This window comes from Paraburkholderia sp. Ac-20340, assembly GCF_017104965.1.
Classification (GTDB): Bacteria; Pseudomonadota; Gammaproteobacteria; order Burkholderiales; family Burkholderiaceae; genus Paraburkholderia.
Map to the genome: position 1 here is coordinate 45,015 of NZ_JAAGPR010000034.1, position 11,909 is coordinate 56,923.

Here is an 11,909-nt window from a genome sequence, read left to right on the forward strand (position 1 = left end):
GCCCTACGCAACAGGCGCAGGACCCCTATAATTTTTGTGCAATTGAGTGTTTGCTTCATATGCTGGCCGTATTGGCCAGGATAGAATTGGTAAGGAAATAGTGGCCGCGACTGTTGTGTTTTAGCGTCATCGCGCACGTCAAAGCGCGGGACAACACGCATCGGCGGCCAGCAAGAACGAATCAGAAAAGAGACCACCATACGACCTTGGCGCCGCTTCTGGCACGGCGCCTCGCGGGGGAACCATGAGCTTCAGTGCCGTAGCCCGGCAGCAAGAGTCCGGCGTCGAAGGCGAACAGCCATCCTGCGGCCCGCTGGCCGATCCATATCAGGTCTATTTTGCGCGCCAGCCCCTGCTGGACCGCGACGGCATGTTGTGCGCGTACGAGACACTGCCGCGCGTCGTGCTCAGAGAAGTGCTTCATGAAGTCGAAGGCGAAGTCGACCCGCAGGCAACGGCTGCCGCCGCGCTGATCAAGGGCTTCTGCACGCCGGCTTTGCGCGCCGCCTTATGCGGCCATCCGGCCTGGCTCGACGTCACGCGCGAAGTGCTGTTCGACGACAGGCTGCTGCGCCTCGCGCCCGAAAGCGTGATCCTCGAACTGCCGGTCGGCATTGGCGCGGACCCGGAACTCGTTGCGCGTCTCGTCGCCTTGCATGCGAAGCGCTATCGCTTCGCGCTCGACAACGTGACGAAGGCCGACGAATCGTTCGCGAAGCTGTTGCCCTACGTCGACGCCATCAAGCTCGACACGCGCGATATCGCGCCCGCGCTGCTGCCGAAGTTCGCCAGCGTGCTGAAGTCGGCGGGCAAGATCCTCGTTGCGCTCAACGTGGAAACGGCCGCCGACCACGATCGCGCTCACGCGCTCGGCTTCGACCGGTTCCAGGGCTATTACTTCGCGAAGCATCAGGGCGGTCTGCGCCGTGCGAGCGCGCCGCGTCAGGCGCTGCTCAACCTGCTGCAACTGCTCGCGTCCGAGCCCACGGTGATGCAACTCGAAGCGGAGCTCAAGCTCAATCCCGTGCTGGTGATGCACTTGATGCGCCTCGCGAATTCGAGCGGCTATGCGCTGGGCCGCCGGGTGACGACGCTGCGCGAGGCGATCAACGCCACGGGCACCAACCGCATCGCGCGCTGGACGCAGTTACTGCTTTACGCCGATGGCCGCAAGGTCAAGCTCGAAGACGATCCGCTGCTGCAACTGGCCGCCACGCGTGCGCGCTTCATGGAACTGGCTGCCGCCATCGTGCCGGAGGCTGGGCCGAGCGAAGAGGGCGCCGCGTTTCTGGTGGGCGTGTTCTCGTTCGTCGATGCGGTGTTCGGCGGCTCGATCGACAGCGCGCTCGAAGTGCTGCGCATCGCCAAACCGATCCGCGCGGCGATCGCGCACCGCGAAGGCGTGCTGGGACGTCTGCTCGACGTGATCGAAGCGCTGGAAAGCGGCGATTGGGCCACGGCCGATATGGCCTGCGCATCGCTCGCGCCGCTCGATCTGGGCGCAGCGGCCGAGCTTGCCCTGACGGCAGCGGCGTGGGCGGGCACCGCCGATCGCAACGCCGAGGCGCAAGGACTGGAGCGTATCGAGGATTGAGCGGGGAAGAAACGAGAGCGGAGCGGCGCGATGCGCCGTCGGAGAGAAGCGGGCGCGGCAATCACGCCGCTACCCGCTCGAACGGGCCTGAAACGTTCAGGCCTTGACCGGACTGGCCGCGAAGAAGCGCGACAGTTCGTGCGCGAGTTCGTTGAGCGCGCTCATTTCCTTCTGCGAGATGCGGCGCGGTTCCTGGGTCAGCAGCCAGTCGCCGTAGAGCAGGGCGACGGGCGCATCGCCCTGGACGGCCACCGGCAGCAGCACGAAGGCGCGCGTATCGTCGAAGCGGGCGCGATACCAGCCCGGCAGACGCGCCAGCATTTTCGGGTCGCGCGCATTCTCGATGAAGATGCCCACCGAATTGGCGATGGCCAGATGGAACACATCGGGCTGGAACGCCGCGCTGAACGACAGCTTTTCCAGACCATCGTCCATCTGCGGACCAAAGCCGCGCTGCGCTTCGAACATGTTGGCGCCGCGCCGCACGAACACCACCGTGCGCGCAAAGCCCAGACCGGCCAGCACGGTTTCGGTGGCGAGCGTGAGCGCCGTGTTCAGCGAACTGTCGGGCGGCAGCGAGCGCAAGTCCACGACGCCCGCCGAAATACGCGCTTCCGGGTCGAGCGATTCGCGCGCGATCGCATCGGCGTTCGCCCGCAATTCGACGATCTCGCGCATCACGCCGTCGTCGGCTTCCTCGCGCGCGAGCGCCAGACTCATCTGCACCAGCGTTTCCGGATCGGTCGACAGCGCGCGGCCATAGAAGTGCGCGAGATCAGTGATGTGCTCTTCGCGCGTTTCTTCGGTGAGGCCAGGCGTGGTCAGCACGCGCGCGACTTCGGTCGAATAGTTGGTGATCGCGCGCAGCCACTGCACGTTGCGCGGCTCGGTGCCGGCCGGATCGAACTCGCCCATGCCTTCGCGGATCGCTTCGGGCAGACGCCAGCGCGAAGCCGCATCCTGGCCGATCTCGGCAAAGGTCACGCCGAGCACGTCGATGCAGGCTTCGTCCTCGCCCACGCCGTTGTCGCATTCGCGGCGGATCTGGTCCCACTCGGGTTCGAGATAGAACACCACCAGCAGCTTGCCGACCTGACGCATCAGCGTGCAGACCACGGCTTCCTCGCCGGCGCGCAGGTCGCCGCGCTCCGTGAGCTTGCGGGCCACGAAGCCGGACAGCATGGTGCGGTTGAGTTCGAGTTTGGCGTCGATGCGGCGCGGTGCGCTGTGATGGAAGTGATCGACGATCTTCAGGCCCACCACGAGATGGCCCACGGCATCCATGCCGAGCACCATCAACGCACGCGTGACGGTGGTGATGTTGCCGCCGAAAGCCATGTACATCGCCGAGTTGGCCAGACGCAGCACCTTCTGCGTGAGCGCGAAGTCGGACAGCACGACCTTCACGAGCGCGCTGAAGTCGTAGTCGTCGTTCGTCATGGCGGCGACCGTGGTGCGCAGCGATTGCGACAGCATGGGGAAGTCCCCGCGCTCGTTCATGCGAGCCCAGAGCCGGTCGAGCAGGACAGCCTTTACCATCTGAACCATGTCAATTTCGCTAATGCCCTGCGTGTATCGGTGTCGGCATCAGTGCACGCGGTGGACGTGCAGGGTGCGCGACTCGAAACGCTGCGAGAGCTCCTCCGAAGGCAACGCCTTGCAGACGAGCCATCCCTGGATGTGGTCGCAGCCCATCTTCGTGAGCAACTCGCGCTGCGCCTCGGTTTCGACGCCCTCGGCGACGAGTTCGAGTTCGAGCGTACGCGCAAGCCCCACTACCGCGTTGACGATCGCCTGATCGTTACGCGAAGTGAGCAGATTCTCGACGAAGCTGCGGTCGATCTTCAGTTTCGAAAGCGGAAAGCGCTGCAAATACGCAAGGCTCGAATAGCCGGTGCCGAAGTCATCCACAGCAAAGCGGATGCCCAGGCCCGTGAGCTCTTCGAGCAGCTTAACCGCATGTTGCGGGTCTTGCATCAGCAGGCTCTCAGTGATTTCGAAGACAAGCCGACGCGGATCGAGCCCTGTGAGCTGGATCGCCTCCTCTACGCTGTCCTTGAATCGCGGATTGCGGAACTGCTGCGGCGATACGTTGACCGCGATGTACTGCAAGGCGATGCCTTGCTCGTCCCATTGCGTCAACTGCATGCAGGCCGCTTTCAAAACCCAGTTGCCGAGATAATTAATCAGGCCGACGGATTCCGCAAGCGGAATAAACGTTGAAGGCGGCACGAGACCGTGCAATGGATGTTGCCAGCGGATCAGCGCTTCGACCCCGACCACCCCGCGCGTGATGCTGCTGGTGATGGGCTGGAAGTGCAGCGAGAACTCGCCGTTGCGCACGCCATCATAGAGATCGGACTCGAGCTTCAGACGCAGCGCGTCGGTCGGATCGTTGTCGGGTACATGCAACATCAAGGTGTTGCCGCCCGCGGCCTTGGCTTGCTGCAGCGCCTGGTCGGCGCGGCGGATCAGCGGCGTCGGGTCGGCCGGCTTTTCAGTCGGATCGTCGGCGGCGCTGTCCGTATGCGCATCGTTGGTATCGCTGGCTTCATCCGCATGAGCCGGAGCGTGGATACGCTGGTCCGGATGGAACGCAATGCCGATGCTCGCCGACAGATGCACGGGCTGATCGCGGAACGTGTAGGGCTGCAGGATCGAGGTGAGCAGACGGCGCGCGAGCGCTTCGGCGGCCACGCGGATGTTGCCCGGTTCGCCGCGCAGTTGCGGCGTGATGAGAATCGCGAATTCGTCGCTGCCGATGCGCGCGATCAACTCGCCCTGCAAGGCGAGATGGGTCAGGCGGCGCGCGGTTTCGCGCAGCAGTTCGTCGCCGGCGTCATAGCCGAGCGCACGGTTCACGCGCTGGTAGTCGTCGAGATCGAGCAGCAGCAGGGCGACCGGCACGCCATGCGCGTCGGCTTCGGCCTGGGCCTGTTCGAGTGCGGGACCGAGCGCGGCCTGGTTCGGCAGACCGGTGAGCGGGTCGTGATGCAGTGCGTGCGTGAGACGCGCCTGCGCGCCTTGCCATGCGGAGACATCGAAGCCCGCGATCGCGAAGCCGTCCATGCCCGCATAGGACGCGCGCTGCACACGCAGCTCGACGGCCATCGGATAGGTCAGCGCCTTGATCAGATCGACGGTTTCTTTCTCCACGCCGCCGCTTTCCATCACGCGCACGAAGAGGGCGTCCAGACGCGCGAGATGTTCGGGCGCGACGAGGTCGTGCAGCGTCGCGCCGAGCAGGAATTCGCGGTGATAGCCGGCAAAGCGCAGGCTCGCGTCAGAAACATAAAGAAAGCGCAGGTTGCGATCGACGTGCACGAGGAAGTCGACGGCGCAAGCAGTCTGTTCGAACGAACGCGACACGGAATCCGAGGTGACGGCAGGCAGCTTCGGCGTCGGCGCAATGGCCGTGCCCGATGCATCCTGCATCGTGTTCAGGCTGGCGGACTGCGCGGTCAGCGCCGCCAGATCCGCTGCGGCGGGAACGAGCGGCGCGCCGCCTGTCGCGGCGAGCGAAACGTCGGCTGCGCCTCGGCGGCCGGTGCGTGCCCGCAAACGGCCCATGACCGTGCGTAGCCAGCCCGGGCGGGGCGCGGAGATCCTGTTCGCTTCCATGTGTTTCGCTGGCAACCTTTGTACTTAGTCGGCGTGTGTGCGTCGAGTCCGTCTCGCGGGGCGGGCGGATCGGCCACCGGCATGACACGCCCCATCAGACCGGGATATCGACCCCGTACACGAAATCTTTAGCGACCGCGCAGAAAAAACGACGAGATGGCCCGCTCATCGCCGCGGGCGATGCCAGCACGGCCAGATTCGGTTAAAGTGGCGCCGGTCGGACGTCCCCGGCGATGCAGGATGCATGCTCAGCGCCCCACGCGCAAGACTTTGCGTTAGTCTTTTGTATTGGCTGCATGAGAACCGGGGCGCCAGACCGGCCATTTTCCCGTACGCCAATTTTTGACCGGTTATTGTCCGATCAGGTCCGCGCGACCGGAACCCATCGAGGTGTTCCGCGCGGGCCGGGTCTTCCAGACCGAATTTATCCGCCCGAGCCTTTTCGCCATGTCCGATTCATCGTCAGCGTCCGCACGACCGGAGCATCCGGCCGCGCCAGGCGATAGCGGTCCCGGCGCTCCGCAGTCCGACCTGCACGCGCAGTCCGCCTCACCGTTTGCCCAGCCCGGCAGTCCCCAGCCGTTCGTCTATCTGGGCCGGCAACCGATCCTCGACCGCAACGGCGCGCTCAGCGCCTATGAGCTGCTATTTCGCGGCGGCCCGCAGAATCGCGCCGATGTTTTCGACGACGCGCTCGCCACCGCCCAGGTGATGACGCGCACGATGGGCCAGCTCGGCGTGCCGGCCGTGCTGGGCCGCCATCACGGCTACGTCAACATGAGCCGCGAGCTGCTGTTCGACGACATCGTCCATCTGCTGCCGCCCGACCGCTTCGTGCTCGAAGTGCTCGAACATGTGGGCTTCGATACGGCGGTGCTCGAACGTCTCGCGCAGTTGCGCCGCGCGGGCTACCGCATCGCCTTCGACGATGTGAACGCGCTGACCGACGGCCTGCGCCGCGCGCTGCCATACGCCGACATCGTCAAGGTCGATCTGCTGCAGACCGAGCGCGAGGCGCTGCCCGCGCTCGTGGCCGCGATCTCGGCCGAAGGCAAGACGCTGATCGCCGAGAAGGTGGAGACGCGCGAGGACTTCGAATACGCGCGCGAACTGGGCTTCGACCTGTTCCAGGGTTATTTCTTCGCGCGTCCACAGGTGTTGCGCGCGCCGCGGGTGCGTGCCTCGCGGCTGGCGCTGGTGCGCCTGCTCGCGCTGGTGGCGGGCGACGTGGGTATCGCGGAACTCGAAACCGAATTGCGCAGCCATCCGGGCGTGGTGGTGCAGTTGCTGCGCCTCGTCAATTCGAGCGCTTATGCGCCGGGCCGGCCGATCTCGTCGCTGCGCGAAGCCGTGCTGGCGGCGGGCACGCGCCAGATCGCGCGCTGGGCGCAACTGTTGCTCTACGCGAGCGGACGCGATCTGCCGTGGGGCTCGGACCCGCTCGTGCAACTCGCCGGTACGCGATCGCACTTCATGGAACTGGCCGCGCGCAGCCTCGCGCCCAATGACGCCGATTTCGCCGATGCCGCCTTCATGACCGGCATCTTTTCGCTCGTGCACGTGCTGGTGGGCTCGACGCCCGCGAACACGCTCGAACGCCTTGGCCTGTCGGTCGAGATCAGCGAGGCCGTGGACGGCCAGCGCGGCGAACTCGGTACGCTGCTGCGCGTGGCCGAAGCGGCCGAACGCGGCGACGACCAGCTCGCGCAATCGCTGGTGGCCGAAGCGGGCGGACGTTTCGAGGCGCTCACGCCGCCGTTGCTCGGCGAACTCAACCTGTGGGCGGGCGCCTGGTTCTCCGCCTACGCGGATGGTTGATCCGCGGCACGCAGCAACGCGCTGAAAGAGCCGCGTAAGCCACATGAGCCATGCGGCGCCGCGTTCTGCGCGCGGCAGCCGAGTGTGGTCCAATAGGGGCGCTCGCCGCCGCGCAGTGCGCGTGCATCGTCAGTTCATTGCTGGCGGCGACCCGTTCAAGGACCACGAGGACATCCGACATGAAACCGAGGTATTTCGCGGGCGCCGCTGCAGTGCTCGTGTGCGCCGGGCTTTCGCTGTTCGCGCTGAGCGCGCAGGCCACGCTCAAGCCGGGCGACCCCGCGCCCGACTTCACGACGCAGGCGTCGCTGGGTGGCAAGACCTACACCTACACGCTCGCTTCCGAACTCAAGAAGGGGCCGGTGGTGGTGTACTTCTATCCGGCCGCCTTCACCAAGGGCTGCACGATCGAGGCGCATGAATTCGCCGAAGCCGTCGACGAATACAAGAAGTACGGTGCGACGGTGATTGGCGTGTCGCACGACAACATCGACACGCTCACGAAGTTCTCGGTGAGCGAGTGCCGCAGCAAGTTCCCGGTGGCCGCCGACGAAGACTCGAAGATCATCAAGTCTTACGATGCGTCGATGCCGCTGCACGCGTCGATGGCCAATCGCGTGTCTTACGTGATCGCGCCGGACGGCAAGATCATCTACGAATACACCAGCCTGTCGCCCGACCAGCACGTGGAGAACACCTTGCGTGCCGTCAAGGAATGGGCGGCGCAACATCCGCAGCAGTAAGCCGGCGGCGCGCGCCTGAGGACGTGGCGGCCTTGCGGTGAGACAAGTTCTTGCCACGGGGCCAAAACGGCGAGGGCGGCGCGCTGTTATCGTGCCGCGTTGCATCGTTCCGGGTGACCCGATCCGATGCGCGGCGACTTCCCCCTTTGCTTCGTTCGCGCGCGCCTTGCAGCGTGCGTGCTGTCCGTTTTCGTATGCCCATATTCGTACTGCTTTTTGCCTTCGCCGCGCTGGTTTATGGCGCGGTGCGCGCGTATCAGGCCATTGCCGCAAGCTTCGGCGTTGGCGTGGCGATCGGCGCGGCTGTGGTGGCCGCGGCCGTCGTGATCGCGCTGATTGCGTGGTGGCTGCAGCGACGCCGTGACATCGCGCCGAATTTGCGCGGCGAGGGGAACTGGACCCATCGCGTCGCCGGTCCGTGGGGTGAGGTGCTGCTGGCTGCGGGCAAGCGCCTGTGCGAAATCACGCAAGGCGCGGAGCACGGCGCGTACATCTTCGCCGATCTGCAAGGCGCGCAGCCCGCACGCGATGCAAACGGCTGGCATGTCGCACTGCGCGTGGCCGACGCGCGCAAACCGCTCTGGCAATTGCCGATGCCCAGCGAGCGCGAGGCGAAACGCTGGGCGCGTATCTTCACGCTCGCCATCGCGCAGAAACTCTGACGGCCGCGCACAGTCGTATCTGGTTGATTTCCCACTTGATTCTCGCTTGATCGTTCATAGATAGCCCATGTTCCGCACCTGTTGCCTTGGTCTTGCCCTCGCTGCGAGCGCGACACTCTTCACCGCCTGCGACCAGCAGAAAGTCGCCGACGCCGTCAACGCCATCAAGCCGGATTCGATGGCGTTCGGCGGCCTGAAAATCGGCGTATCGACCGTCGAGGACGTGCGCCAGAAGGCCGGCAAACCCGAGATCGTCTGGCAGAACGACGACGGCACCGAGCGGCTCGAATATCCGCGCGGCCCGAACGGCCTGAATACGTGGATGCTCGACTTCGACGCCGACGGCAAGCTCGTCGCCATGACCCAGGCGCTGACCGCGCAGAATATCGCCCAGGTCGTGCCCGGCATGACGCAGGACGATGTGCGCCGGCTGCTTGGCAAGCCCGCCGAAGTGGCGAAGTACGCGCTGAGTCACGAGGAAGTGTGGAGCTGGCATTGGGCCGAAGGCGGCGTGACCGGCGACGGCATGTTCAATGCGCACTTTTCGCCCGATGGGCTGGTGGTGCGCACCTCGCGCTCGGATGCGCCAGGGCACGGAACGCACTGAGCGGGCAGGGAGCGCTTGATTGCGCGGAGGGTCGGGAAATGAAGCGTCTGGCGTTGTTGTGGAGAATCGTGAAGGGCGATGCGCGCGTGCTGTGGTACGCGCTGCGTCAGCCCGGCCGCCCGGTGTGGCTGATCCCGGCGACGGTGCTGCTGGCGCTTTATGCGCTGGACCCGTTCAATGTCGCGCTGCCGGTGGCGGGCGTAATCGACGACGGGATCATCGTGCCGCTGGTGCTGCATCTGCTGGTGCGGTTCCTGCCGATGGAGATGCGGCGGGCAGGGAGAGAAGCGCGGGGGTGAGGCGCAAGCTCTGAGGCCACGAAGACGTTGAAACTGCCTGGCGGCAGCCTGACTTGATGTTAGTCGATGTAAGGTATACTTTACATCAATGGGCCGGCGACAAGGCGGCCCCGGAGGCCGTCATGCAACTCTACGAGATGGGACAAGCCGTCGCGCAGCGGCGTGCAGAACTCGATCTGACCCAGGCGCAACTGGCGAAGCTCGCCGGGCTCTCGCGCCTGACCATCAATCAACTCGAATCGGGCAAGCTCAAGGATTTGGGGATCAACAAGCTGATCACCCTGATGAGTGTGCTCGGCCTCGAACTTGCCGCGTCGGCGCGGCCGCAGCAGCGCGGGCTCTACAAGGCGGCCGTGAGCGCGAACGTCAGCTACGAAGGCCATCTCACCGAGCGCCAGTTGGCGAAAGCGCTTGCTTCCGGTCAGATTCCCGCAGGCTGCGAATCGCAGATTTCGACGATCCTCGACGAAGTGCCCGTGCCGGTTGTCGTCAAGGCGGTCGAAGAGGCGTCGATGAGTTCAGGGACGCCCGCGCGCCAGATCTGGAAGAACCTCGCTGCCTGGTCGAAGGCGTTGCATCTTTATCGGGGAGTGTGGGTATGAATGTTCCCGCGACGTTGCCCGACGGCCCGTGGCAGCCGCTCTTTCGGGAGGCGTTGCGACTTATCGATGAGATCCGCACGCATGGCACTTCGAGCCCGTTCTGGACGTTTGGCGGTGGCACGGTGCTGATGCTGCGTTACGGACATCGTCTGAGTCGCGACATCGATATCTTCGTGCCGAATCCGCAGTACCTCGGCTACGTGAATCCGCGCATCAATTCCACTGCGGCGGATATCACCGCGGACTACGAGGAACACGCGCAATTCGTGAAGCTGATCCTGCCCGCTGGGGAAATTGACTTCGTGGTGTCGCAGAATCTGACGTCGCCGGGCTTCGACGAATGGACGCTCATGGGCGAAGCGGTCAAGGTAGAGACGGCGGCGGAGATCGTGGCCAAGAAGATGTGGTATCGCGGCGATCGTCCTGCGGCGCGCGACCTGTTCGATCTTGGTCTCGTGATCGAACGCGAGCCCGACAGTCTGATGGCGGCGGGCGCATTTCTCGTGCGGCATCGCGAGACGTTTCTGCGCCTGCTGGTCGAACATCGTCCGTTTCTGGCTTCCCGGTTCAACGATATCCGTACGCTGGATTACTCGCCGTCATTCGAATACTGCGCGGCGCTGGTGACGGATTTTCTGCAAGCGATTCCCGCGGCGCCGGCGAAAGCCCCGCGCTAACCCCTCTCACCCGTGCCGAACAAACGCGAACACCTGCTCGGCAAACAGCACCGCCGCCACGACGATCATCGCTGCGCCCGAGAGCTGGCTCACCATGCGCGCCGCTTTCGGACGCGTGCCGAGCACGGCCTTCGAGCCCAGCCCGACGACCGAATACACCGACGCGCAGTTGATCATGTGCAGCACGCCCAGCACCAGAATCTGCACCGACACCGACCAGCCCGCGTCGCTGCGCGTGAACTGCGGCAGCAGCGCCACGAACAGCAGAATCGCCTTCGGGTTCAGCCCGCTGATCGCGAAGCCGCGCAGCGCCCAGCCTTGCTTGCTGCTCTGCGCCTGATCGTCGCCCGCGCTAAGCTGCGACGCCGGCCGCATCACGGTCTTCACGCCCAGCCACAGCAGATACGCGCCACCCACCACGGTCAGCACCGACAGCACGGCCGGCACGCTCGTCACCAGCGTGCCCACGCCCGCCGCCACCACCAGCGTGATCGCCAGATAGCCGAGCAGCATGCCGCCCACCGCCGGCGCCACCACGCGTCCGCGCAGGCCCGCTGAAATCGCATAGGCCCAGTCCGCGCCGGGGACCATGACGAGAGAGAACGAGACGATCCAGAACGCGGTCAACAAACTTGCTTGCACAGCCGTACTTCCCTTTCTTTTCCGGTGATGACGATGCGTGCGGACACGTGCGCCAGGGTCGCAAATATTAGGGTTTTGGAGCGGGGAAGTGCTCCCTATTTCTTGTCAGAAGGCGCGTCCGCGCGCTAATATTTCGCGCATGGATGCCATTGACCGCAAGATTCTTGCTGAGATTCAGCAGGACGGACGACTTTCGATCACCGAGCTGAGCGAGCGCGTGGGCTTGAGCCTGTCGCCGTGCCAGCGGCGGCTGCGTGCGCTCGAAGGCGCGCAGGTCATCAGCGGATATCGGGCGACGATCGAACCGTCGGCGGTCGGGCTGAATTTTTCGGCGATCGTCTTTGCGACGCTGCGCGAAGGCAGCAGCGAGAACGTGCAGGATTTCGAGGACGCGCTGGTCGACATTCCCGAGATCACCCGCGCCGAGCGTCTGTTCGGCGAGCCCGATTACATGCTGCACGTCGTCACGCGCGATCTGAAGGCGTTCCAGACGCTCTACGACCGCCGCCTGCTGCCGTTGCCTTCGGTGTTGCGGCTGACGTCCACGCTCGTGATGAAGAGCATTTTTCAGGATCGTCCGTTGCCGCTTTGACGTTGACCCAGCGCCACAAAAAAAGCGGCTGAAACTTTCGCTTCAGCCGCTT

12 protein-coding genes are annotated in these 11,909 nt (G+C 65.0%); 9 read left to right on the plus strand and 3 right to left on the minus strand.

The window, feature by feature from the left end; genetic code table 11:
- Positions 1-370: 370 nt before the first annotated feature.
- Positions 371-1,594 (plus strand): EAL domain-containing protein, encoded by a 1,224-nt coding sequence (locus G3N59_RS30045; protein ID WP_241024441.1) that lies wholly within the window; start codon positions 371-373, stop codon positions 1,592-1,594.
- Positions 1,595-1,690: 96 nt separating this feature from the next.
- Here G3N59_RS30045 and G3N59_RS30050 read toward each other — a convergent pair whose 3' ends face one another.
- Both G3N59_RS30050 and G3N59_RS30055 read right to left on the minus strand, forming a co-directional pair.
- A complete protein-coding gene (locus G3N59_RS30050) occupies positions 1,691-3,133 on the minus strand; it encodes an HDOD domain-containing protein (RefSeq protein WP_205986508.1) in 1,443 nt (480 codons plus the stop codon).
- Positions 3,134-3,181: 48 nt separating this feature from the next.
- The gene (locus G3N59_RS30055) at positions 3,182-5,215 is read right to left on the minus strand and encodes a GGDEF domain-containing protein (RefSeq protein ID WP_205986466.1); all 2,034 of its coding nucleotides are present in this window, start codon (positions 5,213-5,215) and stop codon (positions 3,182-3,184) included.
- A 447-nt stretch (positions 5,216-5,662) separates the two neighbouring features.
- Between G3N59_RS30055 and G3N59_RS30060 the strand changes: the two genes are divergently transcribed.
- The 7 genes from G3N59_RS30060 to G3N59_RS30090 all read left to right on the plus strand — a co-directional run bounded on the left by G3N59_RS30060 (position 5,663) and on the right by G3N59_RS30090 (position 10,623).
- Positions 5,663-7,033, plus strand: a complete 1,371-nt coding sequence (locus G3N59_RS30060) for an EAL domain-containing protein (protein WP_205986467.1) — start codon at positions 5,663-5,665, stop codon at positions 7,031-7,033.
- Between the two features lie 179 nt (positions 7,034-7,212).
- On the plus strand, positions 7,213-7,776 hold the full coding sequence (locus G3N59_RS30065; RefSeq protein WP_205986468.1) for a peroxiredoxin: 564 nt from the start codon (positions 7,213-7,215) through the stop codon (positions 7,774-7,776).
- A gap of 194 nt (positions 7,777-7,970) precedes the next feature.
- A complete protein-coding gene (locus G3N59_RS30070; RefSeq protein WP_205986469.1) occupies positions 7,971-8,438 on the plus strand; it encodes a hypothetical protein in 468 nt (155 codons plus the stop codon).
- Between the two features lie 67 nt (positions 8,439-8,505).
- A complete protein-coding gene (gene bamE / locus G3N59_RS30075) occupies positions 8,506-9,045 on the plus strand; it encodes an outer membrane protein assembly factor BamE (RefSeq protein ID WP_205986470.1) in 540 nt (179 codons plus the stop codon).
- A gap of 38 nt (positions 9,046-9,083) precedes the next feature.
- Complete coding sequence (locus tag G3N59_RS30080) at positions 9,084-9,344, plus strand: hypothetical protein (RefSeq protein ID WP_205986471.1); 261 nt, start codon at positions 9,084-9,086, stop codon at positions 9,342-9,344.
- Between the two features lie 122 nt (positions 9,345-9,466).
- Positions 9,467-9,946, plus strand: a complete 480-nt coding sequence (locus G3N59_RS30085; protein ID WP_205986472.1) for a helix-turn-helix domain-containing protein — start codon at positions 9,467-9,469, stop codon at positions 9,944-9,946.
- The gene (locus tag G3N59_RS30090; RefSeq protein WP_205986473.1) at positions 9,943-10,623 is read left to right on the plus strand and encodes a nucleotidyl transferase AbiEii/AbiGii toxin family protein; all 681 of its coding nucleotides are present in this window, start codon (positions 9,943-9,945) and stop codon (positions 10,621-10,623) included. The genes G3N59_RS30085 and G3N59_RS30090 overlap by 4 nt, the downstream gene beginning before the upstream one ends.
- Positions 10,624-10,629: 6 nt before the next feature.
- Here the strand turns inward: G3N59_RS30090 and G3N59_RS30095 are convergent, their stop codons facing one another.
- Positions 10,630-11,265, minus strand: coding sequence for a LysE family translocator (locus G3N59_RS30095; protein ID WP_346777961.1), 636 nt, complete (start codon positions 11,263-11,265; stop codon positions 10,630-10,632).
- A 139-nt stretch (positions 11,266-11,404) separates the two neighbouring features.
- Between G3N59_RS30095 and G3N59_RS30100 the strand changes: the two genes are divergently transcribed.
- Entirely contained in the window at positions 11,405-11,857 is a 453-nt protein-coding gene (locus G3N59_RS30100; RefSeq protein WP_205986474.1) for an Lrp/AsnC family transcriptional regulator, read from the plus strand.
- The last annotated feature ends 52 nt before the right edge of the window (positions 11,858-11,909 follow it).

Bases quoted from the DNA above. Each gene is read 5' to 3' on its own strand.
- G3N59_RS30045 (WP_241024441.1), top strand. From the start codon at position 371: ATGTTGTGCGCGTACGAGACACTGCCGCGCGTCGTGCTCAGAGAAGTG.
- G3N59_RS30050 (WP_205986508.1), bottom strand. From the start codon at position 3,133: ATGGTAAAGGCTGTCCTGCTCGACCGGCTCTGGGCTCGCATGAACGAG.
- G3N59_RS30055 (WP_205986466.1), bottom strand. From the start codon at position 5,215: ATGGAAGCGAACAGGATCTCCGCGCCCCGCCCGGGCTGGCTACGCACG.
- G3N59_RS30060 (WP_205986467.1), top strand. From the start codon at position 5,663: ATGTCCGATTCATCGTCAGCGTCCGCACGACCGGAGCATCCGGCCGCG.
- G3N59_RS30065 (WP_205986468.1), top strand. From the start codon at position 7,213: ATGAAACCGAGGTATTTCGCGGGCGCCGCTGCAGTGCTCGTGTGCGCC.
- G3N59_RS30070 (WP_205986469.1), top strand. From the start codon at position 7,971: ATGCCCATATTCGTACTGCTTTTTGCCTTCGCCGCGCTGGTTTATGGC.
- bamE (WP_205986470.1), top strand. From the start codon at position 8,506: ATGTTCCGCACCTGTTGCCTTGGTCTTGCCCTCGCTGCGAGCGCGACA.
- G3N59_RS30080 (WP_205986471.1), top strand. From the start codon at position 9,084: ATGAAGCGTCTGGCGTTGTTGTGGAGAATCGTGAAGGGCGATGCGCGC.
- G3N59_RS30085 (WP_205986472.1), top strand. From the start codon at position 9,467: ATGCAACTCTACGAGATGGGACAAGCCGTCGCGCAGCGGCGTGCAGAA.
- G3N59_RS30090 (WP_205986473.1), top strand. From the start codon at position 9,943: ATGAATGTTCCCGCGACGTTGCCCGACGGCCCGTGGCAGCCGCTCTTT.
- G3N59_RS30100 (WP_205986474.1), top strand. From the start codon at position 11,405: ATGGATGCCATTGACCGCAAGATTCTTGCTGAGATTCAGCAGGACGGA.